General features: G+C 67.4%; 21 protein-coding genes. 13 read left to right on the top strand and 8 right to left on the bottom strand.

All coding sequences use genetic code 11. The features are described from left to right. Positions 1–64: 64 nt before the first annotated feature. Positions 65–1,156 carry a M23 family metallopeptidase gene (locus MSM1_RS12545; protein WP_213442596.1) on the bottom strand — a complete coding sequence of 364 codons (1,092 nt, stop codon included), beginning with the start codon at positions 1,154–1,156 and terminating at the stop codon, positions 65–67. Between the two features lie 328 nt (positions 1,157–1,484). Between MSM1_RS12545 and sucC the strand changes: the two genes are divergently transcribed. From sucC to MSM1_RS22975, 10 genes are all read left to right on the top strand, one after another. Next, entirely contained in the window at positions 1,485–2,666 is a 1,182-nt protein-coding gene (gene sucC / locus MSM1_RS12550) for an ADP-forming succinate--CoA ligase subunit beta (RefSeq protein ID WP_213442597.1), read from the top strand. Positions 2,667–2,692: 26 nt separating this feature from the next. After that, positions 2,693–3,595 (top strand): succinate--CoA ligase subunit alpha, encoded by a 903-nt coding sequence (gene sucD / locus MSM1_RS12555; protein WP_213442598.1) that lies wholly within the window; start codon positions 2,693–2,695, stop codon positions 3,593–3,595. Positions 3,596–3,875: 280 nt separating this feature from the next. After that, entirely contained in the window at positions 3,876–4,775 is a 900-nt protein-coding gene (locus MSM1_RS12560) for a DUF5336 domain-containing protein (RefSeq protein WP_213442599.1), read from the top strand. A gap of 38 nt (positions 4,776–4,813) precedes the next feature. Beyond that, entirely contained in the window at positions 4,814–6,187 is a 1,374-nt protein-coding gene (locus MSM1_RS12565; RefSeq protein WP_307857375.1) for a DUF6350 family protein, read from the top strand. 9 nt (positions 6,188–6,196) lie between these two features. Continuing rightward, a complete protein-coding gene (gene purN / locus MSM1_RS12570; RefSeq protein WP_213442600.1) occupies positions 6,197–6,826 on the top strand; it encodes a phosphoribosylglycinamide formyltransferase in 630 nt (209 codons plus the stop codon). Continuing rightward, a complete protein-coding gene (gene purH / locus MSM1_RS12575; RefSeq protein WP_213442601.1) occupies positions 6,823–8,406 on the top strand; it encodes a bifunctional phosphoribosylaminoimidazolecarboxamide formyltransferase/IMP cyclohydrolase in 1,584 nt (527 codons plus the stop codon). Before purN ends, purH begins: the two co-directional genes overlap by 4 nt. Before the next feature lie 162 nt (positions 8,407–8,568). Further along, positions 8,569–9,954: a sigma 54-interacting transcriptional regulator gene (locus MSM1_RS12580; protein WP_213442602.1), complete on the top strand. Its 1,386-nt coding sequence runs from the start codon at positions 8,569–8,571 to the stop codon at positions 9,952–9,954. Continuing rightward, entirely contained in the window at positions 9,947–11,920 is a 1,974-nt protein-coding gene (locus MSM1_RS12585; RefSeq protein WP_213442603.1) for a VWA domain-containing protein, read from the top strand. The genes MSM1_RS12580 and MSM1_RS12585 overlap by 8 nt, the downstream gene beginning before the upstream one ends. 217 nt (positions 11,921–12,137) lie before the next feature. Continuing rightward, positions 12,138–12,596 carry a hypothetical protein gene (locus MSM1_RS12590; protein WP_213442604.1) on the top strand — a complete coding sequence of 153 codons (459 nt, stop codon included), beginning with the start codon at positions 12,138–12,140 and terminating at the stop codon, positions 12,594–12,596. 87 nt (positions 12,597–12,683) lie between these two features. Then, entirely contained in the window at positions 12,684–13,001 is a 318-nt protein-coding gene (locus tag MSM1_RS22975; RefSeq protein ID WP_213442605.1) for a hypothetical protein, read from the top strand. A gap of 152 nt (positions 13,002–13,153) precedes the next feature. Here MSM1_RS22975 and MSM1_RS12600 read toward each other — a convergent pair whose 3' ends face one another. The 7 genes from MSM1_RS12600 to MSM1_RS12630 all read right to left on the bottom strand — a co-directional run bounded on the left by MSM1_RS12600 (position 13,154) and on the right by MSM1_RS12630 (position 22,310). Continuing rightward, positions 13,154–13,747, bottom strand: a complete 594-nt coding sequence (locus tag MSM1_RS12600; RefSeq protein ID WP_213442607.1) for a DUF1707 domain-containing protein — start codon at positions 13,745–13,747, stop codon at positions 13,154–13,156. An 80-nt stretch (positions 13,748–13,827) separates the two neighbouring features. Continuing rightward, positions 13,828–14,628 (bottom strand): enoyl-CoA hydratase family protein, encoded by an 801-nt coding sequence (locus tag MSM1_RS12605; protein ID WP_213442609.1) that lies wholly within the window; start codon positions 14,626–14,628, stop codon positions 13,828–13,830. Further along, on the bottom strand, positions 14,628–15,809 hold the full coding sequence (locus MSM1_RS12610; RefSeq protein ID WP_213442611.1) for an acyl-CoA dehydrogenase family protein: 1,182 nt from the start codon (positions 15,807–15,809) through the stop codon (positions 14,628–14,630). Before MSM1_RS12610 ends, MSM1_RS12605 begins: the two co-directional genes overlap by 1 nt. Further along, positions 15,806–17,797, bottom strand: coding sequence for a biotin carboxylase N-terminal domain-containing protein (locus tag MSM1_RS12615; protein WP_307857376.1), 1,992 nt, complete (start codon positions 17,795–17,797; stop codon positions 15,806–15,808). The genes MSM1_RS12610 and MSM1_RS12615 overlap by 4 nt, the downstream gene beginning before the upstream one ends. 7 nt (positions 17,798–17,804) lie before the next feature. Beyond that, the gene (locus tag MSM1_RS12620) at positions 17,805–19,394 is read right to left on the bottom strand and encodes an acyl-CoA carboxylase subunit beta (RefSeq protein WP_213442973.1); all 1,590 of its coding nucleotides are present in this window, start codon (positions 19,392–19,394) and stop codon (positions 17,805–17,807) included. A gap of 55 nt (positions 19,395–19,449) precedes the next feature. After that, a complete protein-coding gene (locus MSM1_RS12625; protein WP_213442616.1) occupies positions 19,450–20,610 on the bottom strand; it encodes an acyl-CoA dehydrogenase family protein in 1,161 nt (386 codons plus the stop codon). Then, positions 20,607–22,310, bottom strand: a complete 1,704-nt coding sequence (locus MSM1_RS12630; protein ID WP_307857377.1) for an acyclic terpene utilization AtuA family protein — start codon at positions 22,308–22,310, stop codon at positions 20,607–20,609. The genes MSM1_RS12625 and MSM1_RS12630 overlap by 4 nt, the downstream gene beginning before the upstream one ends. A 291-nt stretch (positions 22,311–22,601) precedes the next feature. On the opposite strand from MSM1_RS12630, the gene rpmF reads away from it, so the two are divergent. The 3 genes from rpmF (at position 22,602) to MSM1_RS12645 (ending at position 25,075) form a co-directional block, all read left to right on the top strand. Then, positions 22,602–22,775, top strand: coding sequence for a 50S ribosomal protein L32 (rpmF, locus tag MSM1_RS12635; RefSeq protein WP_213442620.1), 174 nt, complete (start codon positions 22,602–22,604; stop codon positions 22,773–22,775). A 72-nt stretch (positions 22,776–22,847) separates the two neighbouring features. Further along, a complete protein-coding gene (locus MSM1_RS12640) occupies positions 22,848–23,534 on the top strand; it encodes a response regulator transcription factor (RefSeq protein WP_213442975.1) in 687 nt (228 codons plus the stop codon). After that, the gene (locus tag MSM1_RS12645; RefSeq protein WP_213442621.1) at positions 23,534–25,075 is read left to right on the top strand and encodes a HAMP domain-containing sensor histidine kinase; all 1,542 of its coding nucleotides are present in this window, start codon (positions 23,534–23,536) and stop codon (positions 25,073–25,075) included. The genes MSM1_RS12640 and MSM1_RS12645 overlap by 1 nt, the downstream gene beginning before the upstream one ends. Positions 25,076–25,118 lie beyond the last annotated feature (43 nt).

Consider the following 25,118-nt stretch of genomic DNA (forward strand, 5'->3'; position numbering starts at 1 on the left):
CCACACCTTCGGAGATTTCGGGCGGGTTGACGCCGCGGGAGCGTTCGTTGGTTATGACACCAGGCTAACCGCCGAAATTGCCGATGTTGAGGCCCCGCGCGGCCAGCCACGGCACGGGATCCACGCGGTCGGTGCCGCCCAGCAGCACCTCGAAGTGCAGATGCGGGCCGGTGGAATTGCCGCGATTGCCCATTGTCGCGATCTGATCGCCCGCCATGACGCGCTGACCCACGCTCACCGTCGTGGTGTTGACGTGCCCGTACAGTGTGACCGTTCCGTCGGCGTGGCGCAGCTTGACCCACATTCCGTAGCCGGCGGTGGGTCCGGCGTCGATGACGACGCCGTCGGAGACCGCGACGATCGGGGTGCCGATCGCGTTGGCGAGGTCGATGCCCGCATGCAGCACACCCCAGCGGTAGCCAAAACCCGAAGTGAAGGCGCCCTTTGTCGGCATGACGAATAACGGCTGCCGCAGCCGGGCTTCGCGCTGGGCACGTTCCTGGGCGAAGGCCATTCCCTTGGCGAGCTCTTCGCTGTGCACGGCGATATTTGCCGCGGGCTTGACGGTGATCATCTGCACGCCCCGCGGCCACTCGCTAGCCGGGTTGTTCTTGAGGCTTGACGCGTTAGCCGCCAGCACGGTTTCGGCCCTGGCGGCGCTCGGGTGATGGGCTGCCGAATGCGCAGCCGCGGCCGCCGCACCCGCGGCCATCGCGGTAATCAGCACCCGGCCCCTGACGACCCCGGTCATCTGCTGCTTGCGATGCTGCCCGCCGCGCCAGGGCGTGCCGGTCACATCCGGGGCGGGAAATCGCTGCAACCGGTACCGGTACGGCTCGGTGCGACATTCGGCGCCCCAGTCACGGCCCTGCGGAGGATCCCCATCGAGGCCTTGGCCGGCGACAAATTCGCTGGGCGGCGTCAGCGTCAGCGGCGTCAGGTCATCGACGTCGTGCAGGTCGTCCAGCTCGGGCGCGCGCAGCACCTGCGCTTCGGTGTTGAACACGGAGTTGTCGCTAAAGTCCAGGTCATCGAGGTTGCCGAACTCGTTGAACGGGATGATGTCGGTGACCTCGGTGGGGTCAAGGTCGGGCCAGCAGTCGCGGGATCGGCGAGGGCCTGTTGCAGGAGACCGGATATAACGGCGCTGGTTCAACCGGGAGCATCCTCGGGTCGTGACCAAAACGTTATCTGGACCCCGGTACGTTAACCGGAGTGCCAGAAACGTGCAACCCCAAGTGAACAATCCGGGCAAGGAATGTGATGTGGATCACGTAGCGCAAGTGCCGGGTCGGGTGCGTGCAGGCGGCTCCGCGGGGCACTGCGGCCGGCGGGGATGAGCGCCACGTCATCGGCCCGGGTGAGATGGGCCACATCGGCGGATGCGCCGTCGGAACCATCTGCCCGGGTCGATACAGTTCCTCCGGGCGCGTTGCCGAATCAGGCAACCGCCGACGTGCACGCCGACCCGAGACAGTGAGCCGATGGATCTTTTCGAGTATCAGGCGAAGCAGCTGTTCGCCAAGCATAACGTGCCAACCACGCCCGGCCGGGTGACCGACAGCGCCGAGGACGCCAGAGCGATCGCCGCGGAAATCGGTCATCCGGTCATGGTTAAAGCGCAGGTCAAAACGGGTGGCCGCGGCAAGGCCGGCGGTGTTAAATACGCCGCCACGCCCGAGGACGCCTATCTCCACGCCCAGAGCATCCTCGGCCTGGACATCAAGGGCCACGTCGTGAAAAAGCTGCTGGTCGCCGAGGCCAGTGACATCGCCGAGGAGTACTACATTTCCTTTCTGCTGGACCGGGCGAATCGCGGTTACCTGGCCATGTGCTCGGTGGAGGGCGGCATGGACATCGAGGAGGTCGCCGCCACCAAACCTGAGCGGCTGGCCAAGGTTCCGGTAGACCCCGTCAAAGGCGTAGACCTGGCGTTCGCCCGGTCTATCGCCGCGCAAGGCCATCTGCCCGCTGAGGTACTGGACACCGCGGCGGTCACCATCGCCAGGCTGTGGGAGCTTTTCGCCGCCGAAGACGCCACCTTGGTCGAGGTCAACCCGCTGGTGCGCACGCCGTCGCGGGGGCCGGGTGATCCCGGGCGGATCCTGGCGCTGGACGCCAAGATCACCTTGGACGACAACGCCGGCTTCCGGCATCCTGACCACGCCGCGTTCGAGGACCGCGAGGCCACCGATCCGCTGGAGCTCAAGGCCAAGGAACACAACCTCAACTACGTCAAGCTCGACGGGCAGATCGGCATCATCGGCAACGGCGCCGGTCTGGTGATGTCGACCCTTGACGTCGCCGCCTATGCCGGGGAACGGCACGGCGGCGTGAGGCCGGCCAACTTCCTCGACATCGGTGGCGGTGCGTCTGCCGAGGTTATGGCCGCGGGGCTGGACGTGGTTCTCAGCGACGAGCAGGTCAAGGTCGTCTTCGTCAACGTGTTCGGTGGTATCACAGCCTGCGACGCGGTGGCCACCGGCATAGTCAAAGCGCTGCAGATCATCGGCGACGAGGCCGACAAGCCGTTGGTCGTTCGCCTCGACGGCAACAACGTCGAGGAAGGCAGGCGCATCCTCGCCGAGGCCAACCACCCGCTGGTGACCCTGGTGCCCACCATGGACGAGGCCGCTGACAAGGCTGCCGCGCTGGCCAGCGTCTGAGACACAGAAAGGACTCGTCACCTCTTATGGCTGTATTCCTCACCGCAGAGTCCAAGGTCATCGTGCAGGGCATCACCGGCAACGAGGCCACCGCGCACACCGCGCGGATGCTCAAGGCAGGCACCCGGATCCTCGGTGGTGTCAACGCCCGCAAGGCCGGCACCACGGTCACGCACACGGACGCCGACGGCAACGACATCGAGCTCCCGGTGTTCGGCACCGTGGTTGAGGCGATCGAGAAGACCGGTGCGGACGTCTCGATCGTCTTCGTGCCCCCGCGATTCGCCAAGGACGCCATCCTGGAGGCTATCGACGCCGAAATCCCGTTGCTGGTCATTATCACCGAGGGAATCCCGGTGCACGACACCGCCTATGCGTGGGCTTACAACCTCGGTAAGGGGCACAAGACCCGCATCATCGGCCCCAACTGCCCCGGCATCATTTCCCCGGGCCGGTCACTGGCTGGCATCACCCCCGCCAACATCACCGGACCCGGCCCGATCGGTCTGGTATCCAAGTCGGGCACCTTGACCTACCAGATGATGTTCGAGTTGCGCGACCTCGGCTTCTCCACCGCCATCGGCATCGGCGGCGACCCGGTGATCGGCACCACCCACATCGACGCCCTCGAAGCGTTCGAAAAGGATCCGGAAACCAAGGTCATCGTGCTGATTGGCGAGATTGGTGGCGACGCCGAAGAACGCGCCGCAGAGTACATCAAAGCCAACGTCTCCAAGCCGGTGGTCGGCTACGTGGCCGGATTCACCGCCCCGGAAGGCAGGACGATGGGTCACGCCGGCGCGATCGTATCCGGCTCGTCGGGCACCGCGGCCGCCAAGAAAGCGGCCCTGGAAGCAGCCGGCGTGCAGGTCGGTAAGACCCCGTCCGAAACCGCGACCCTGGTGCGCAAGATCCTGCAGAACCTGTGAGCCGCGGGCGACGCGGGACCCGAGGCGAGGACATTAAGCGAGACATTAAGCACAATGCACCGGGGCCCGCGGCGAGGAGCGGGCGTGACACGCGGACTGGCGCATGGCCTACGCGCGAACGTGCGCTAGCGTGGGATCACGTCGTGTCGTAACGCCCGCGCTGCGCAATGTTTCCGGCGCCGCCCAGCGTGGCGTCGCGCGGCAGCGGTGCGGCAGCGGTGCCTGGAAAGGCAGCGCCGCAGAGCACGAGACCCAACAGCACAACAGCACAGGAGAGGTCATGACCTACTCGCCCGGCAGCCCCGGATACCCGCCCGCGCAGTCCCCGGGCTCTTATGGAGGGTCGACCCCCTCGTTCGCCAAAACCGTTGACAGTGCGAGCAGGGCGCAGGTGTACCTGACCATCGTTGTGGTGGCGCTCGGCCTGGGCGCGTACGCGGCAAGCTTCCTTCCGATGTTCACCCTCAGTGCGGAGATGGGGCCGGGTGGCGGTGAACTGCTCCCCAGTGACCTCGGAGCGGTGGTCGGCGTGATAGCTGCGCTGCTGGCCGGTTTGCTGGCCGCGGTGGGCCTGCTACCCAAGGCCAGCAACTACACCGGGATCGTCGCGGCGATCGCGGTGCTGGGCGCGTTACTGGCGATTGCGCAGGCAGTCGGCGGGCACAGCGGCTTAACCATTGGCGTGGGGTTGTGGCTGGTGCTCGCCTTTAGCGTGATCCAGGCGATCGCCGCCGTGGGCGCGCTACTGCTGGAGGCGGGTGTTATCACCCCGCCCGCTCCCCGGCCGAGGTATGACCAGTACGGCCCGTACGGCCCGTACGGGCAGTACGGCCAGTACGGCCCGCCACAATCGGGCGCGTATTTCGGCCAGCAGCACCACGCGCCGGCCCAGCATGGGCCGCAATACGGCTATCCGCCCCCCTCGAGCGGCGGGTTCGGTCCGGCGGGCACACAGCCCGGCGCACACCAGGCGCCCCAGCCCGGTCCTCAGCAGGGCTCACCTACCCCGCCGACCGGCTTTCCCAGCTTCAGCCAGCCGCCCTCGGCCGGGTCGGGCACGGAGTCACACGAGTCCGCCAACTCCGAGCACAGCGGCGCCACCACCACTTCGGACCAGCCGTCACACGGTCCGGGCCAGCGCCAGTCGCCGTCATCGTCATCAGGGCCCACGCCCTCCTAAGTGGGTGCTCTCGGGCCTAGCCGGCCGGGAGCCGGGGAGTGACACGGGTGGACAGCCGGGCGGTAGGTGCTCGCCAGGCACGGGATTTGCTGCGGGTGGCGTTCGGTCCGGGTCTGGTGGCGCTGGTCATTATTGCCGCGATCACGTTGTTGCAGTTGCTGATCGCCAACAGCGACATGACCGGCGCGCCGGGCGCCATAGCCAGCATGTGGTTGGGCGCGCATCTGGTGCCGATCTCGATCGGCGGCCGCGAACTCGGGGTGATGCCGCTGGCACCCGTGCTGTTGATGGTCTGGGCCACCGCGCGCACCACGGCTCAGGCGACCCTTCCGCAGGCGTCCTGGCTGGTCATCCGCTGGGTCGTGGCGTCGGCGCTGGGCGGGCCGGTGCTCGTCGCGGCCATCGCCCTGGCGGTCATTCACGACGCGGCGTCGGTGCTCACCGAACTGCAGACGCCTAACGCGCTGCGCGCGTTCCTCAGCGTCCTTGCGGTGCATGCGATTGGCGCCACGATCGGGGTGGGATCCCAAGTCCGCCAGCGAATTTCGACGGCCCCGCGGCTGCCGGAGTGGCTGGGTGATTCGCTGCGGGCCGCGACGGCCGGCGTCTTGGCGTTGCTCGGGCTTTCCGGTGTGGTGACGGCCGGTTCGCTGGTGGTGCACTGGGCCACGATGCATGAGCTCTACACCATCACCGATTCGATATTTGGGCAGTTCAGTCTCACCGTGCTGTCGGTGCTCTACGCGCCCAACGTCATCGTCGGCGCGGCCGCGATCGCGGTGGGGTCCAGCGCGCATCTGGGCGTGGCAACGTTCAGTTCGTTCAGCGTCTTTGGTGGCGACATTCCGGCACTGCCCGTGCTGGCTGCGGTGCCGACACCGCCGTTGGGCCCGGTGTGGGTGGCCCTGCTTGTCGTCGGCGCCTCGTCGGGGGTCGCGGTCGGCCAGCAATGCGCGCGACGCGCGCTGCCGCTCGTTGCGGCGACGGCCAAGCTGCTGGTTGCCGCGGCTTTTGCGGCGCTGACGATGGCAGCCCTCGGCTACGCCGGGGGCGGGCGGCTGGGTAATTTCGGTGACGTCGGTGTGGACCAGGGCACGTTCGGCATCGCGGTCTTCCTCTGGTTTGCCGGCGTCGGCTGGGTCACCGTGGCGATGGCCGGGGGCGTCAGGCGCCGGGCTCACCGGCCCCAGTCGCCGTCGACGCCGAAGTCCGCGGCGGCCTTCGGCGCGCACCCCGCCCCGCCCACGGGGTCCGCGGCCAGGCACGACGGGCAGTTGGGCGGCGATCACGCGGTTGCCGAACCCGTCGAAGTCGGGGCGCTCCCCGCGGACCCCGCCGATGGTGACGCCGGCGCGGCGGAGCCCCCACCAGCAGGCTTAAGCACCGACCAGCCGCCGGGGGAAAGCGGTTAGGCTCGCGATGTGCAGCAGCCGTTGCGTGTGCCTCCCACCGCGCCGGCACGGGTGGTGGTGCTGGCCTCTGGTACCGGCTCGTTGCTGCGTTCCCTGATCGACGCCGCCGCCGGCGACTATCCGGCGCGGGTGGTCGCCGTCGGTACCGACCGTGATTGTGGGGCCGTCGCGATCGCCCAAGCGGAGTCGTTGCCGGCCTTCACTGTCCGGCTGACCGACTACCCCAGCCGCGATGCCTGGGATGCCGCCCTCACAGGGGCTACCGCAGCACATTCACCTGACTTGATCGTCTCGGCGGGTTTCATGAGAATTCTGGGGCCGCAATTCCTGTCCCGTTATCTCGGACGCGTTATCAATACCCATCCGGCGCTGTTGCCGTCGTTCCCCGGTACCCACGGCGTGGCCGACGCGCTGGCGTACGGCGTGAAAGTCACAGGCTGTACAGTGCATTTGGTAGACGCTGGCACGGATACCGGACCGATACTCGCGCAGCGACCGGTGCCGGTGTTCGACGATGACGACGAACAGACTCTGCACGAACGCATCAAGGTCGAAGAGCGGCGGCTGTTGGCGGACGTGGTCGCCGCGGTGGCGATGGGCGGCGTGACCTGGGAAGGACGAAAGGCGAGAATAGGATGAGCGCAGATGCCGGGCAGACCATATCACGCAGGCCGATCCGCCGCGCGCTGATCAGTGTCTACGACAAAACCGGCCTGATAGACCTTGCCCGCGGTCTGCACGCCGCCGGTGTCGGTCTTGTTTCTACTGGCTTGACCGCGAAAATGATTGCAGAGAAAGGCATTCCGGTAACACGCGTGGAGGAGGTGACAGAGTTTCCCGAGTTGCTGGACGGGCGCGTCAAGACTCTGCATCCGCGGGTGCACGCCGGGCTCCTGGCTGACCTGCGCAAACCGGAACACACCGCGGCGCTCCAGAAACTTGGCATCGCGCCATTCGAACTGGTGGTGGTCAATCTGTATCCGTTCCGCGAGACGGTCGACTCCGGCGCGGGAATAGATGAGTGCGTCGAGCAAATCGACATCGGTGGACCGGCTATGATCCGGGCGGCCGCGAAGAACTATCCGAGTGTCGCGGTGGTTGTGGATCCGCGCGGCTATGACGGTGTGCTGGCCGCTGTCCGCCACGGCGGATTCACCCTTGCCGAACGTAAAAGACTGGCATTGCTGGCATTTCGGCATACCGCCGAGTACGACGTCGCGGTCGCCGACTGGATGGCCTCGGTGCTGGCGCCTGAGCAACCGCGAACTACGTTGCCCGAGTGGTTCGCTGGAAGCTGGCGTCGCTCGACGCTGCTGCGCTACGGCGAGAATCCGCATCAGCAGGCCGCGCTCTACAGCGACCCCAGTGCCTGGCCGGGCTTGGCGCAGGCCACTCAGCTGCACGGAAAAGAGATGTCCTACAACAACTACACCGATGCAGACGCGGCCTGGCGGGCTGTCTTCGACCACGACCAGACATGCGTGGCCATCATCAAGCACACCAACCCGTGCGGGATCGCGATCTCGTCGATTTCGGTCGCGGACGCGCATCGCAAGGCGCACGCTTGTGATCCACTGAGCGCCTTCGGCGGAGTGATCGCGGCCAACACCGAAGTCAGCGTCGAAATGGCGGAGTATGTGAGCACCATCTTCACCGAAGTGATCGTCGCGCCTGCTTACGCGCCCGGGGCTGTCGATATCTTGGCACGCAAGAAGAGCATCCGGGTGCTGCTGGCCCCCGAGCCGTTGCGCAACGGCACTGAACTGCGTCAGGTCAGCGGGGGACTGCTGATGCAGCAACGCGACGAGCTCGACGCCCCCGGGGACAACCCGATCAACTGGACGCTGGCGGCCGGGCTGCCGGCTAGCCAGGATATGTTGAGCGACTTGGTTTTTGCGTGGCGTACCTGCCGTGCAGTCAAGTCGAATGCGATCGTGATCGCAGCCGACGGCGCCACTGTCGGCATCGGCATGGGACAGGTGAACCGGGTGGACGCCGCCAGACTGGCCGTCGCGCGCGGCGGGGAGCGGGTCCGCGGTGCGGTGGCAGCATCGGATGGCTTCTTCCCATTCCCCGACGGGTTGGAGACGCTGGCCGCTGCCGGGGTCACAGCGATCGTGCAACCCGGTGGCTCGGTCCGCGACGATGAGGTGACCGCGGCAGCGGTCGAAGCCGGCGTAACGCTCTACCTGACCGGCTCCCGCCATTTTGCCCACTAGCTCATCGCTAGCCCCGCCAAAGTGCCACCAACGACGGGTTCACTTGAGATCTGCGTCGCGAAGTGCACTCTCGCGGCAAGACGGCTAGGTGCGGCTAGGCCGCAGCCGAGGGGAAAAACCCGCTGACGGCATGACGTGCACGCGACAGGGTCGTAGCGTGGAGTGGTGCGTGCACCGAGTCACCTACCCCGCACCGTGGGCGAACTGCGTGCTTCCGGTCACCGGGAGCGGGGCGTCAAGCAGGAAATCCGGGAGAACCTGCTCACCGCGCTGGCCGAGGGCGTGGACATCTGGCCGGGGATCCTGGGGTTTGACGACACCGTAATCCCGCAGCTGGAGCGGGCGCTGATCGCCGGTCACGATGTTGTCCTGCTCGGCGAGCGCGGTCAGGGCAAGACCCGATTACTGCGGGCGCTGGTCGGCCTGCTCGACGAGTGGACGCCGGTCATCAGCGGCGCCGAGCTCGGTGAGCACCCCTACTCGCCGATCACGCCGGAATCGATCCGGCGGGCGGCGGAGCTCGGTGATGACCTGCCGGTGGGGTGGCGGCACCGCAGCGAGCGTTACACCGAGAAGCTGGCCACACCCGACACTAGCGTGGCCGATTTGGTCGGCGACATCGACCCGATCAAGGTCGCTGAGGGCCGCAGCCTGGGTGATCCCGAGACCATCGCCTACGGGCTCATCCCGCGGGCGCACCGCGGCATCGTCGCCGTCAACGAATTGCCCGACCTGGCCGAGCGTATCCAGGTGTCGATGCTCAACGTCATGGAGGAGCGCGACATCCAGGTGCGCGGTTACACGCTGCGGCTGCCGCTGGACGTGTTGGTCGTGGCCAGCGCAAACCCCGAGGACTACACCAACCGCGGCCGCATCATCACCCCGCTCAAAGACCGCTTCGGCGCCGAGATTCGCACCCACTATCCGCTGGAGCTGCAGGCCGAAATGGGCGTCATCACCCAAGAAGCGCACTTAACCGCGCACGTGCCCGACCACATCGTGCAGATCATCGCCCGGTTCGCCCGCTACCTGCGGGAGTCCCGGTCGATCGACCAGCGGTCGGGGGTCTCGGCACGGTTTGGAATCGCGGCCGCGGAAACGGTCGCCGCCGCTGCGCGCCATCGCAGCGCGGTGCTCGGGGAAACGGATCCGGTGGCCCGGGTGGTTGATCTGGGAACGGTGATCGACGTCTTGCGCGGCAAAGTGGAGTTCGAATCTGGAGAGGAAGGCCGCGAGCAGGCGGTGCTGGAGCATTTGCTGCGCCGCGCCACCGCCGATACCGCCTCGGCACTGCTCGCCGGCATCGATGTTGCGCCGCTGGTGGCCGCTGTTGACGGCGGCGCTGCGGTGACGACGGGCGAGCGGGTGTCGGCCAAGGACGTGCTGGCCGCATTGCCCGGGCTGCCGGTCATCGACAAGATCGCGAAAAAGCTGGGCGTGCAGTCCGACGGGGAGCGCGCCGCGGCGCTCGAGCTGGCGCTTGAGGCACTGTACTTGGCGAGGCGAATCGACAAGGTGTGTGAGGCAGGCGAAACCGTCTATGGCTAAAGGGCGTTCGGCGCGATACAAGGCGTACACGGGCGGCCCCGACCCGCTGGCTCCGCCGGTGGAGCTGCGGGAGGCCCTCGAGCAGATCGGCCGGGACGTCATGGCGGGCACTTCGCCGCGCCGGGCGCTGTCCGAACTGCTGCGCCGGGGCACCGCGAACATGCCCGGGGCTGACCGGCTGGCCGCGGAAGCCAACCGGCGTAGACGAGAGTTGTTGCGTCGCCATAACTTAGATGGCACGCTGCAGGAGGTCAAAAAGCTGCTTGATCAAGCGGTGCTGGCCGAACGCAAAGCGCTGGCCCGCGCCCTGGACGACGACGCGCGGTTTCGCGAGCTGCAGCTTGATGCGTTGTCCCCGTCGCCGGCCAAGGCCATCCAAGAACTTGCCGACTATCACTGGCGCAGCAGGGAGGCCCACGAATTCTACGAGCAGATCAAGGATCTCCTTGGCCGCGAGATGCTCGACCAACGCTTCGCCGGAATGAAGCAGCTGCTGCAGAACGCCACCGAGGAGGATCGCCGACGGGTCACCGAGATGCTGGATGACCTCAACGATCTATTGGAAAAACACGCCCGCGGTACGGACACCCAGCAGGATTTCGACAACTTCATGAGCAAGCACGGGGCATTCTTCCCGGAGAACCCACGCAACGTCGAGGAGCTGCTGGATTCGCTGGCCAAGCGGGCCGCCGCCGCCCAACGGTTCCGCAACAGCTTGAGCCCGGAACAGCGTGCCGAACTGGATGCCTTGGCCCAGCAGGCATTCGGGTCTCCCGCGCTGATGCAGGCGCTGAATCGGCTGGACGCCCACTTGCAAGCCGCGCGTCCGGGTGAGGACTGGCACGGGAGTGCGCAGTTTACGGGTGATAATCCGTTAGGAATGGGCGAAGGCGCGCAAGCGCTGGCCGATATCGCCGAGCTGGAGCAGCTGGCCGAGCAGCTCTCCCAAAGCTACCCGGGCGCGACCATGGACGACCTCGACCTGGATGCGCTGGCGCGCCAGCTCGGTGATCAAGCTGCTATCGACGCTCAAACGCTGGCGGAGTTGGAACGCGCACTGCTCAACCAAGGATTTTTAGACCGCAGTCCCGACGGCCAGTGGCGGCTCTCACCCAAAGCGATGCGCCGGCTGGGCGAGACGGCGTTACGTGATGTGTCCCAACAGCTTTCTGGACGTCGTGGTGAGCGGGATCATCGGCGCGCCGGGGCGGCGGGCGAGCTGACCGGCGCCACCCGGCCCTGGCAGTTCGGCGACACCGAGCCGTGGAGCGTCAGCCGCACGCTGACCAACGCCGTCTTGCGGCAGGCGGGAACCGCACCTGTCGACGGCGCGGTCCGGATAACCGTTGATGACGTGGAGGTTTCTGAGACCGAGACGCGCACCCAAGCCGCAGTTGCGCTGTTGGTGGACACCTCGTTTTCGATGGTGATGGAGAACCGCTGGCTGCCGATGAAACGAACGGCGCTGGCGCTCAACCACCTGGTGAGCACCAGATTTCGTTCGGATGCGTTGCAGATCATCGCGTTTGGCCGCTACGCGCGGGCGGTGACGGCCACGGAGCTCATGGGTCTGGACGGCGCCTATGAGCAGGGCACCAACCTGCACCACGCGTTGGCACTGGCGGCTCGGCATCTACGCCGGCACCCCAACGCGCAGCCTGTTGTGCTGGTCGTCACCGACGGTGAGCCCACCGCGCACCTGGAAGACCGCGAGGGTGATGATTTGGCGGTGTTTTTCGATTACCCACCACATCCGCGGACCATCGCCCACACGGTGCGCGGTTTCGACGACGTGGCCCGGCTCGGCGCACACGTGACGATCTTCCGCCTTGGCGACGACCCGGGGCTGGCGCGGTTCATCGACCAGGTCGCCCGCCGGGTCGAGGGCCGGGTGGTGGTGCCCGACCTCGATGGCCTGGGCGCGGCGGTGGTCGGCGACTACCTGCGTTCGCGGCGGCGACGGTAGTGGCTCGGCGCCCGGCGATGCGGCCGGGCGGCCTCGTCGGGCACCCGATGGTCACACTCGGGAGCGCGCCGGCCGGGGTTGTGAGCCCGGAGCCCACCATACTGCAGTCATGGCCCGGCCGTTAACGTAGAATTGCGTTTGCTTGCGTTTGCCGGGATAAGCTCGTGCAATCCAAATGAAGCGCTGATGGCGCTCTGGAGTTGGAACGGTAGTTTCGATGGAACCCCAGCTGGATGCTCTGCGGCTGGAGCTGGCCGGAGCGTTATTCGACAACGTCGCAAGGCAATTCGAAACTTTCGGGCAAGACCCGCGGCTGTGGAGGCTGACTGAGCGGGACGCGGCCCGGCTGCTGACCGCCTCGGAGGTCGTCACCTGGCTGGCCGAGGAATTTCGCCGGTGCGCGATCAGGTTGCGCGCCACAGACGAGTTGAACGCGGGCATGTTCCGCGGGCAGCTGCCCATCCCGGATGACCCGGCACCCTTTGAAGCGTCGCTCAAACGCCCGCCACCGCCCCCGCTTCCCGACCCGCCGATCAGCATTGACCCGGCGCGGCTGGATTGGCCACGCGAACGGCTCACCGAAGCCCGCGACGTCCTTCGCTACGGCAGCGGCCCGACCACCCGCGCCGCCGCCGAGCACGCCGAGCACCTTCGCACCTGGTGCGGCGGCTACTGATCTGCTGCTACCGATCTGCCGCGGCGGTAGCCGACGCGGCGGGTAGGGGCACGCCACTGCGCTGCGGCCTGACCCATTTTTCGGGTGGTGACCAGGGCATTTGCCGAGCTGCTCGGGTGCGTTGCGTGGTCCCGCACCGTCTTGACCACGCTGGCCTTAGCTCAACGCACCCGCGGCGTCGCGCGCGGCCCGGTCGTTGACGACGTCCCTGACGCCGTCGAGCGCGTCATAGCCCAGGCAGGAAGGTGGGCGATGCTGGTTGTCGCCCAGCTGTCCAGTAGCCCGGACAGCGCGGCGGCCGAGGAGCCAACCCATCCCGACGGCGCGGTGTCGGCTTGGCCGTGGCGGGACCGCTGCGGCGCCTGCAGCGCCTCGCCATGGTTGGCCACTTCGTTGGCCGCTTGACACCGCGGCTGGGGCTCTGAGCAGTTGGCCCGCGGACGGCATCCGTTGATGACTTGCCGACTAGCCGCCGTCGCCTGGGCCGGCACCCACCGGTTGTCGCCGCAGCACATACTCCCGAATGCCGGGCCGGTCACCGCGACGATCGCAGCGGGCTAGGGCTGGGTCCGGCGCTTTTTGCGCTTGATGCCCACCCTGCCCCACAGCGAGAAACCCCGGATCCTCACCGTGGGCGCGCCCGGCGTCCCCGCACCGGGGACGTTGTGGTCAAAACCGCCCATCACGCCGTGGCCGTGAATCTCGACGTGGATCTCCGGCGGCAGCAGGATTGTCTGCCCACCCATGATCGAATACGCGTGAATCTCGACCTCGGTGGAGGTGAAATCGGCGTAGCGGAGATCTATCACCCCCCCGCCCCACAGCGCGAAGGTGGTCAGCTTTTGTGGGACATTCCATCGCCCGCGCCGCTCGAACGCGCCCATGATGGCCATCAGCAGGGTAGACGGCGCCGGTTTGCAGACGCCACCCCGGCACGGGCTAACCGCTAAGCCGGGTAAATCCGCTTGCAACCGCTCCAATTCTTGATACGTGGTGGCCGCATACGCCTTGGCGAGGCGCTCCTCATACTCGCTCATCGGTAGGCGGCCCCGCGCAGCGGCGTCGGTGAGCAACTGCGCTACCCGGATCCGGTCGGTGTCCGCGGCGCGCGACCACTCCTCACCCGCGTTTCGCTGCGCTGACTCGCTCATCACACCCGAGACTACGACGAACAAATTTGGCGGTAATGCTAGTTGGGCAAACCGGCTCATCGCTCCCGGGCTCGGCCGTGTTACCGGCCCGCGTCACGGGCCGCATCGTCACCCGGGGGAGCCCAGCTGGGCGGGCGTTTCTGCAGGAACGCGAGCATGCCTTCCCGGGCTTCATCGGAGACGAACAGCCGCGCCGAGTCCACGGCGAGCCGGTCGGCGTCGCGGTCGAATCCGTTCAGTAGCGCCGCGGTGGTCAGCGCCTTGGATGCGGCCAGGCCCTGCGGTGAGCCGCGCCCCAGGCCGGCGAGCAGCGAAGCGACTGCGGCGCCGACGTCGTCGGCGGCCATGGTGATCAACCCGATCGACGCGGCCTCGGCCGCGTCAAACGTCTCGCCGGTCAGGAAGTAGCGGGCCGCGGCGCGGGGGGACATTTTCGGCAGCAACGTCAGCGAGATGATCGCCGGTGCCACCCCGATCCGCGCCTCGGTCAGCGCGAAGGTGCTGCGCGGGCCGGCGACCGCGATGTCGCACGCGCCGACCAGGCCCAGGCCACCGGCACGGACATGGCCGTCGATCGCCGCGATGACCGGCAGCGGTAACGCGACGATGGCGCGCAGCAGTGCGGCCAGCTCCCGGCCGCGGGCCGCGGCCACCTCGAACGGATCGCCACCGCTGGCCTCGCCCAGATCCGCTCCGGCGCAGAACGTGTCGCCGGTGTGGCCAAGCACCACGGCCCGCACGCGAGGGTCTGCGGCCGCTTCCCGCAACCCCCGGTGCAATTGACTGACCAGGGCGCTCGACAGCGCGTTGCGGTTACGCGGAGAGTCCAGCGTCAGCCGGGCAACCGGGCCGGCGCTGACGCACTGCACGAGTGTCCCCATCAATAGGACCGCGGTAGGCCCAGCGATGTCTGCGCGAGGAAGTTCAGGATCATCTCGCGGCTTACCGGCGCGATCCGCGACAACCGGGACGCCGCCAATGCGGCGGCGATGCCGTACTCCTTGGTCAGCCCATTGCCTCCCAGCGACTGCACGGCCTGGTCGACCGCGCGCGCCGATGCCTCGCCCGCGGCGTACTTCGCCATGTTGGCCGCCTCCGCTGCGCCGGCTTCATCACCGTGATCGTAGAGCGTCGCCGCCTTCTGCATCATCAACTTAGCCAACTCGATCTCGACGTAGTTCTGCGCCAACGGATGCGAGATGCCCTGGTGGGCGCCGATCGGAATATCCCACACCTTGCGGGTCTTGACGTAGTCGATCGCCTTGTGAAGCGCAAAGCGGCCCATGCCCACCGCGCTGGCCGCACCCATGATGCGTTCGGGATTAAGGCCGGCGAACAGTTGCGCCATCGCGGCGTGTTCGGAGCCCACCAGCGCGTCGGCAGGCAGCCGCACGTCGTCGAGGAAGACCTGGAATTGGCGCTCCGGGCTGATCAGCTCCATCTCGATCGGAGTGCAGGTGAATCCCGGCGCGTCCGTGGGCACGACGAACAGCGCCGGACGCAGTTTGCCGGTCTTGGCTTCCTCGGTGCGGCCCACCACCAGCACCGCCTGCGCCTGGTCGACACCGGAGATGAAAACCTTCTGCCCGCTGATGATCCAGTCGTCGCCGACGCGGCGCGCCGTGGTGGTGATCCGGTGGGAGTTGGACCCGGCGTCAGGTTCGGTGATCGCGAACGCCATGATCAGCGAGCCGTCGGCGATGCCGGGCAGCCAGCGGCGCTTCTGCTCATCGGTGCCGAACTTCGCGATGATGGTGCCGTTGATGGCGGGGGAGACCACCATCATCAGCAGCCCGCATCCAGCCGCCGACATCTCCTCCAGCACCAGTGACAGCTCGTACATCCCGGCGCCACCGCCGCCATATTCCTCGGGAATATTGACGCCGATGAATCCGAGTTTTCCTGCCTCGGCCCACAATTCGTCAGTGTGTTGGTGTTGCCGGGCCTTTTGCAGGTAGTAGTCCGCGCCGTAGTTGGCCGCCAACGCGGCCACCGCCTGGCGCAACGCCTGGCGCTCCGGGCTTTCGACGAAAGCGGACTGGGTGCTCGCGTTCTGGGTCATGACGGATCTCTTTCTGCAGCAGGAGCTTCCACTTGTGCCAAAACGGCGCCGGCCTCGACCTGCGCGCCGGGTGTGACGTGGAGTTGCACAAGCACCCCGTCGCTCGGTGCGGTGATGGGGTGCTCCATTTTCATCGCTTCCAGCCAGATCAGTGGCTGCCCGGCGGTGACGTTTTCACCGAGCCGCGCGCCGACCCGGGTGACGCTGCCGGGAATCGGCGCCACCAACGACCCCTGCTCGACCGCCACACCCGGCTCGGAAAAGCGTGGCAGCGCGACGAAATGAACCGACCCACCGGGCGAGTCGACGTAGATGTCGTCACCGTAGCGCGCGACGGCGAAGCGACGCGCCACCCCGCACGCGTCGGCGAGCACCACCGCGTCTGCGGCAAGCGACACCAGTTGCACCGCCTCATCACCGGGAAGCACCAGAGTGTTTCTGTCGAAGCGATATTCGACACGGTGCTGGTGCGCATTGTCGTCGCGGTAGCTTTTGACCTGATAACCCGATGCCAGGTTGCGCCAGCCGCTGGGAATGGAGGCGAGAACCGGTGCGCTAGCGCGGTTGTGCGCGGCGTCCGCCAGTGCGGCAGCGATCGCCGATAACCGCGCCGTGCCGGCGTCGGCCAGCGGCGCCGACAGCCTGGCCAGGCCGTGGGTGTCGAAAAACGCCGTGTCGGTGGCACCGTCGAGGAACGCCGGATGCCGAAGCACGTTCACCAGGAGGTCGCGGTTGGTGCGGATCCCATGGAGGCGGCTGCGCGCCAGTGCGTCGGCGAGCACCATCGCAGATTGCCGCCGGGTGGGAGCGTAGGAAATCACTTTCGCCAGCATCGGGTCGTAGTGGACGGACACGGTGGAGCCGTCGGCAATGCCGGAGTCCAGCCGGATGCCGGTCCGCTGGCGCAGGGTGTCAAAGCATGCACGCACTCCCGGAACCTCGAGGGCATGCACCAGGCCGGCCTGCGGCCGCCAGCCATGAGCCGGATCCTCCGCGTAGAGTCGTGCCTCGATCGAATGCCCCCGGGCGGCAGGGGGCTCAGTGTCCAGCCGGGCGCCGTCGGCGATCGCGAGCTGGAGTTCGACAAGATCCAGCCCGGTGGTCTCCTCGGTGACCGGGTGCTCGACTTGCAGCCGGGCGTTCATTTCCAGAAAATAAAACGCTCCCTCTGGAGAGGCGGGATCGACGAGAAACTCCACCGTTCCCGCACCGGTATAGCCGATCGCCGCGGCGGCCAGCCGGGCCGCGTCGAATAGCTTGGCGCGCATCCCTGGTGTGCGTTCCACCAGCGGCGACGGTGATTCCTCGATGATCTTCTGGTGGCGGCGCTGAATCGAGCACTCCCGTTCGCCGACGGCCCACACGGTGCCGTGGGTGTCGGCGAGCACTTGGACCTCGATGTGGCGGCCGGCCGCGACGTAGCGCTCGCAAAACACGGTCGGGTCGCCGAACGCTGACTGCGCTTCGCGACGCGCTGCTTCGACTTCGCTTGGCAGGGATGATATTTCATCAACAACCCGCATTCCGCGTCCCCCGCCGCCGGCCGCGGCCTTGACGATCACCGGCAGCTGCGCGTGGGTGACGGCGTCCGGGTCGAGTTCGTCGAGCACCGGCACGCCGGCGGCGGCCATCAGCTTCTTGGCCTCGATCTTGGACCCCATCGCCCGCACCACGTTCGCCGGCGGCCCAACCCATGTCAGGCCCGCATCGTGCACGGCCGCAGCGAAATCAGGGTTTTCGGCGAGGAATCCGTAGCCGGGATGCACGGCGTCGGCACCGGCGGCGCGGGCGGCGGCGATGATGGCCCCGGCGTTGAGATAGTCGGTTGCTGAGGGCAGCCGCACCCGTGCGTCGGCCTCCGCGACGTGCGGCGCGCCGGCATCCGGGTCGGTGTAGACGGCGACGGTGCCCAGGCCCAACCGCCGGCAGGTGGCAAAGACCCGCCGAGCGATCTCGCCGCGGTTGGCCACCAGCACCCGAGTGATCACCGCGCCCTCACATCCGGAACACGCCGAAATTCGACGTACCCTCGATTGGGGCATTGGCAATGGCGGACAGGCACATTCCCAGCACAGTGCGGGTGTCGCGCGGGTCGATCACGCCGTCGTCATATAGCCGCCCCGACAAAAACAGCGGCAGCGACTCGGCCTCGATTTGCGCTTCGATCGCCGCGCGCATCGCTGTGTCGGCTTGTTCGTCGAACGGCTGGCCGCGTGCCTCCGCGGCGGCCCGACCGACGATCGAGATCACCCCGGCCAACTGAGCGCCGCCCATCACCGCGGCCTTGGCGGACGGCCAGGTGAACAAAAACCTCGGGTCGTAGGCGCGCCCGCACATGCCGTAGTGTCCGGCGCCGTAAGACGCACCGATCAGCAGCGAGATATGCGGCACCGTGGAGTTGGAAACGGCGTTGATCATCATCGACCCGTGCTTGATCATGCCGCCCTCTTCGTAAACCCTGCCGACCATATACCCGGTGGTGTTGTGCAGGAACAGCAGCGGCGTGTGGTAACGGTTGGCCAGCTGGATGAACTGGGTTGCCTTCTGGGATTCCTCGCTGAACAAAATGCCGCGCGCGTTCGCCAAGATCCCCAGTGGGTAACCGTGCAGTGCCGCCCAGCCGGTCACCAGCGACGAGCCGTAGCGCGGTTTGAACTCGTCGAACTCGGAGCCGTCGACGATGCGGGCGATCACCTCCCGCGGGTCGAACGGGATACGCAAGTCTGCCGGCACAATGCCGATCAACTCCTCGGCTCCATACCGCGGGTCGATGGCCAGACCCGGCTTCGGCCCCAGCTTCTTCCAGTTCAGCCGCGCCACGATTCGCCGGCCGATGCGAATCGCGTCGGGCTCGTCGACGGCAAAGTAGTCAGCAAGGCCCGAGATGCGGGCATGCATGTCGGCACCACCGAGGGATTCGTCATCCGAGTCCTCTCCGGTGGCCATCTTCACCAGCGGCGGGCCGGCCAGAAACACCTTCGAGCGTTCCTTGATCATCACCACGTGATCGCACATCCCGGGAACATATGCCCCGCCTGCGGTGGAGTTACCGAACACCAGTGCAATGGTTGGGATTCCGGCTGCCGACAGGCGGGTCAGGTCGCGAAACATTTGCCCGCCAGGGATAAAAACATCCTTCTGCGTGGGCAGGTCAGCGCCCCCGGACTCCACCAGCGAAATCACCGGTAGCCGATTCTGGAATGCGATCTGGTTAGCGCGCAAGATCTTTCGCAATGTCCATGGGTTGCTGGCACCGCCTTTGACCGTCGGATCGTTGGCGACGATCACGCATTCCACCCCGGACACCACTCCGACGCCCACCACCACGCTGGCACCGACCTGAAACTCGCTGCCCCAGGCGGCCAGCGGGCACAATTCCAAAAATGGTGAATCCGGGTCGACGAGCAGCTCGATGCGCTCCCGTGCGGTCAGCTTGCCGCGGGCGTGATGACGCTGCACATATTTTGGTCCGCCGCCGGCAAGGGCCTTGGCCAATTCGGCGTTGATCTCGTCGAGTTTGGCGGTCAACGCCGATGCCGCCTCCCGGTACGCCGCCGAGGCGGGATCCAGGGTGGACCGCAGCACCGTCATGGGCACCGCCGGGGATGGCGAGCGAACCGATGAGAAGGCGGTGGGGGAATCATGAGCGAAATCCCAGGGCCTTGGCGGCCAGCGCGGTCAGGATCTCGGTGGCTCCGCCGCCAATGCCCAAAATCCGCATGTCGCGGTACTGGCGCTCGACTTCGCATTCGGACATGTAGCCCATGCCGCCAAACAACTGCACGGCCCGGTTGACCACCCATTCACCGGCTTCCACGGCGGTGTTTTTGGCAAAGCATACCGGCGCGATCAGATTCGTTTCGCCGGCCAGCTGGCGTTCCACCACGCTGCGCACATAAACCCGGGCGACGTCGATGCGCCGGGCCATCTCGGTCAGCGTGTTCTGCACCGCTTGCCGGGAGATCAGCGGGCGGCCGAACGTTTCCCGATCGCGGCACCATGCCACGGTGAGGTCCAGGCAGCGCTGGGCGCTCGAATACGCCTGGACGGCAAGGCCGATGCGCTCTGCGATAAAGGCTTGCGCGATTTGGGTGAAGCCGCTGTTCTCGGCGCCGACCAGGTTAGCGGCCGGCACCCGCACATCGGTGTAGGACAACTCGGCGGTGTCCGAGGAGCGCCACCCCATCTTGTCCAGCTTGCGGGTGACCGCAAAGCCCGGTGTGCCTTTCTCGACGACCAGCAACGACACCCCGGCCGCGCCGGGACCGCCGGTGCGCACGGCGGTGACCACGTAGTCGGCGCGCACCCCGGAGGTGATGTAGGTCTTGGCGCCGTTGACGAGGTAATGGTCGCCGGCGGGCCCGTTCTCCAAGACGGCGGTAGTTCGCAAATGCCCCACGTCCGAGCCGCCGCCGGGCTCGGTGATGGCCAGCGCGCCGATCTTCTCGCCCGCCAACGTGGGCCGCACGAAGGCGTCGATGAGCCGCCGATCCCCCGAGGCCACCATGTGGGGCACCGCGATCCCGCAGGTGAACAGGGACGCGTAAACGCCCCCGGGGGTGCCGGCCTTGTGCAGTTCCTCGCAGATGATCACCGAGTCGGCGCCGTCACCGCCCCCACCCCCGACCGCTTCGGGGAAGCTCGCGCCCAGCAGGCCGGCCTGCCCGGCCCGGCGGTGCAATTCGCGCGGCAACTCCCCGGTGCGCTCCCACTCCTCGACATTGGGCAGTATCTCGCGCTCGGCGAAGGCGCGCACCGTCTTTCGTAGGTGATCACGCTCGGGTGTGGTCCAGATGCTCACACCAGCAGCCTTTCCGGAACGTCGACGTAGCGGCTGCGCAGCCATTCGCCCAGCCCCTTGGCCTGGGGATCGAAGCGCGCCTGGTAGCCGACCCCCTGGCCCAGGATGCCGTCGATGACGAAGTTCACCGCGCGCAGGTTGGGCAGCACGTGGCGGGTGATCGGCAGGTCAGCCGTCTCGGGCAGCAGATCCCGCAGCACCTCGACCGTCAGTGTGTGGGCCAGCCAACGCCACTGCTCATCGGTGCGCACCCACACCCCGACGTTGGCCGATCCGCCCTTGTCTCCGCTGCGGGCGCCCGCGATCCGGCCCAGCGGCACCCGCCGGGCCGGCCCGGCGGGCAGCGGCTCGGGCAGCGGCGGCGGCTCGACCGGGGCCAGTTCGAGGGTGTCGCTCGCGGCGGGGACCTCGGTGCGGGTGCCGTCGGCGTGGACGGCGAGGTGCGCCACTTTTGCGGCGTCGACGTAGCCGGGGGTGAACACCCCGTAGACCTGGGCGTCACCCGGGGGGGCGGTGAGGTGAAAGCCCGGGTAACTGGCCAGAGCGAGTTCGACTGCGGCCGAGGAGAATTGGCGTCCAACGTTAGCGGGGTCGGGGTCGCGGGCCACGCAGTGCAGCAGCGCGCTGGCGGTTTCTTCGGTGTCGGCGTCGGGGTGGTCGGTGCGTGCCAGGGTCCACTGCAGCTCGGCGGGCCTGACGCGCAGCGATGCCTCCAGCTGGCGGCGCACCAGCGCGGCCTTGGCGTCGATGTCCAGACCGGTCAGCACGAACGTCACCGCGTTGCGGAATCCGCCGACGCTATTCAGCGACACCTTCAGCGTGGGTGGCGGCGGTTCACCGCTCACCCCGCTGATCCGCACCCGGTCGGGACCTGCGCCCGACAAGCGGATGCTGTCGACCCGGGCGGTGACGTCCGGGTTGGCGTAGCGGGCGCCGGTGATTTCGTAGAGCAGTTGCGCGGTAACGGTGTCCACGCTGACCTGCCCGCTGGTGCCGGGGTGCTTGGTGATCACCGATGAGCCGTCGGCGTGGATCTCGGCCAGCGGGAAACCGGGATGAAGCAGACCGGGGAACTGGGGTATTTCCGTGAAAAAAGCATAGTTCCCGCCGGTGGCCTGGGCGCCGCATTCGATGACGTGGCCGGCGACCACCGCGCCGGCAAGCCGGTGGTAGTCGGTGCGGGCCCAGCCGAAATGCGCGGCGGCCGGCCCGACGGTCACCGAAGCATCGGTCACCCGGCCGGTGATCACCACGTCGGCCCCGTGGTTAAGGCACTCGACGATCCCCCAGGCGCCCAGGTAGGCGTTGGCCGTCAGCGGGCAGCCCAGTCCCAGTTCGGCGGCCCGGGCGTGCAGGTCGTCGCCCTCGACATGGGCGACCCGCGCCGGAATCCCCAAGCGCTCGGCCAGCGCGCGCACCGCGTCGGCCAGGCCCGCAGGGTTTAGGCCGCCGGCGTTGGCGACGATGCGTACCCCACGGTCGTGGGCCAGCCCTAGACACTCCTCGAGTTGGCTCAAAAAGGTCTTCACATAACCGCGGTCGGGGTGTTTGGCCCGGTCACGGCCGAGGATCAGCATGGTCAGCTCGGCCAGGTAGTCGCCGGTGAGATAGTCCAGGTCGCCGCCGGTGAGCATCTCGCGCATCGCCGACAGGCGATCGCCGTAAAACCCCGAGCAGTTCCCGATGCGGACCGCAGACACCCCGCTGTGCCCTCCCTTCGGACCGCCACCGCGCGGGCTCACCAACCAACTGGTAGGTTAGCGGGTATCGCCGGTGCCCCGTCAAGAACGTCTCGTCGTATTTCGGTTGCCGCCGGGGTGCGCTCACCACCGCCGCGGCGGCCCGTCGGCAGCGGTGCCGCATTTTGGCGACCATCGCGTCACCGGCTATCGTTAACGGTGATCGTCGTGCCCAGTGGTCGCGCCAGATTGCCGGCCGAATCGCCGGTGGTGTCAGACCCGCGACCACGACCCGAGGAGTAAGGCCCAGCTATGGCGGTACCCAAGCGCAGGATGTCACGGGCGAACACGCGCAGCAGGCGCGCGCAATGGAAGGCTGCCCCCATCCACCTGGTGGGTGTGACCGTGGCGGGTCGGCGGCATCAGGTGCCGCGCCGGCTGCTCAAGGCGGCCCGTCTCGGGCTTATCGATCTCGATCGTCGCTAGGGCCTCCTTGCCGGGCTATCGGCTCGAGCGCCTCTCAGGCCGCTCTCAGGCGATGAGACGACACTGATGGCCGTGCGGATACTCGTCGTTGATGACGATCGCGCGGTGCGCGAGTCGCTGCGCAGGTCCCTTTCGTTCAACGGCTACTCGGTTGCGCTGGCCCAAGACGGTGTCGAGGCTTTGCAGATGATCGCCAGCGATCGGCCCGACGCGCTTGTCCTCGACGTGATGATGCCGCGCCTGGACGGTTTGCAAGTATGCCGGCAGCTCCGCGGCGCCGGTGATGACTTGCCGATTCTGGTGCTGACCGCCCGTGATTCGGTCTCTGAGCGGGTCGCGGGCCTGGACGCCGGGGCCGACGACTACCTGCCCAAGCCGTTCGCCCTCGAAGAGCTGCTGGCACGCATGCGGGCTCTGTTGCGCCGCACCAAGTCTGACGAGTCCACCGAGGTGGCCGCCTTGACGTTCTCCGACCTGACCCTGGACCCGACAACGCGCGAGGTGACTCGCGGGCAACGCCAGATCAGTTTGACCCGCACCGAATTCGCACTGCTGGAGATGCTGATTGCCAACCCGCGACGGGTGCTGACCCGCGGCCGCATTCTCGAGGAGGTGTGGGGATTTGACTTTCCCACCTCGGGCAATGCGCTAGAGGTCTATATCGGGTATCTGCGCCGCAAGACCGAAGCCGATGGTGAGCCGCGGCTGATCCACACCGTGCGCGGCGTGGGCTACGTGCTACGTGAAACGCCTCCCTGATGTCCCCGCTCCGCCGACGGCGACGTGCTGCGCTGGGAGCCACCACCTCGTTGTCGCTGCGGTGGCGGGTGATGCTGCTGGCGATGTCAATGGTGGCGATGGTGGTGGTGCTGGTCGCCGTCGCCGTCTACGCGGTGATCTCCGCGGCGCTGTATAGCGACATCGACAGCCAGCTGCAAAGCAGGGCACAGCTACTGATCGCCAGTGGGTCGCTAGCCGCCGATCCCGCGAAGGCTATCGAGGGCACGGCATATTCAGATGTCAACGCCATGCTGGTGATCCCCGGCCGATCCATCTACAGCGCCCATCAGGCAGGCCAAACCCTGCCCGTGGGCCCGCCCGAGAAAGCCGTCATCCGGGGCGAGCTGTTCATGTCGCGCCGCACCGTGGGTGATCAACGGGTGCTGGCCATTCACTTGCCCAACGGCAGTTCGCTTTTGATCTCCAAGAGTCTGGCCCCCACGGATGCGGTCATGACCAAGCTGCGGTGGGTGTTGCTGATCGTCGGCGGGGTCGGTGTTGCGGTCGCCGCGGTGGCCGGGGGGATGGTCACCCGGGCCGGTCTGCGTCCCGTCGCCCGCCTCACCGAAGCCGCCGAGCGGGTGGCCCGCACCGATGATCTGCGCCCTATCCCCGTGTTTGGTAGTGACGAATTAGCAAGGCTGACTGAGTCATTCAACTTGATGCTGCGCGCATTGGCAGAGTCTCGGGAACGGCAGGCCCGACTGGTGACCGATGCCGGCCATGAACTGCGCACCCCGCTGACGTCGCTGCGCACCAATGTGGAGCTACTGATGGCCTCGATGGCGCCCGGAGCGCCACGGCTTCCGGAGCAGGAGATGGTCGATCTGCGTGCCGATGTGCTCGCGCAGATCGAGGAATTGTCCACTCTGGTAGGCGATTTGGTAGATCTCACCCGAGACGACGCCGGCCAGGCGGCGCACGAGCCAGTCGATATGTCCGAGGTCGTGGACCGCAGCCTGGAGCGGGTCCGGCGCCGCCGCAACGACATCGACTTCGATGTCCGGGTGATCCCCTGGCAGGTCTACGGCGACGGAGCGGGGCTCTCGCGCGCGGTCGTGAACTTGATGGATAACGCCGCGAAATGGAGTCCGCCGGGCGGGCAGGTGGGTGTCCGGATGACACAGCTGGACGCCACGCACGCCGAGCTGGTGGTGTCCGACCACGGCCCGGGGATCCCGGCCCACGAGCGACCGCTGGTGTTCGAGCGGTTCTATCGTTCGGAGTCGGCGCGGGCGATGCCCGGCTCGGGCCTGGGGCTCGCGATCGTCAAACAGGTGGTGCTCAAGCACGGCGGGGCGCTGCGTGTCGAAGAGACCGTCCCCGGCGGGCAACCCCCGGGAACGTCGATCCGGGTGCTGCTCCCGGGCAGGCCGATGCCGGCTCCGCCGTATCCGGTGCCGGCGGCGGGTGGCCGGGCCGGCGGCAGCACTGCCGGACAGGGAGAAGCCACCGAAGCGGCGGCGACCGAGGCGGCGAGCCCTACGGGCGCAACGAGCGTTCTCTCAGTGGATTCTTAGCCCACGCGGCCAGGGTAGTTGTGCGGCTAGTGTGGACTCCGAG

The organism is Mycobacterium sp. SM1 (assembly GCF_018361265.1).
GTDB lineage: Bacteria > Actinomycetota > Actinomycetes > Mycobacteriales > Mycobacteriaceae > Mycobacterium.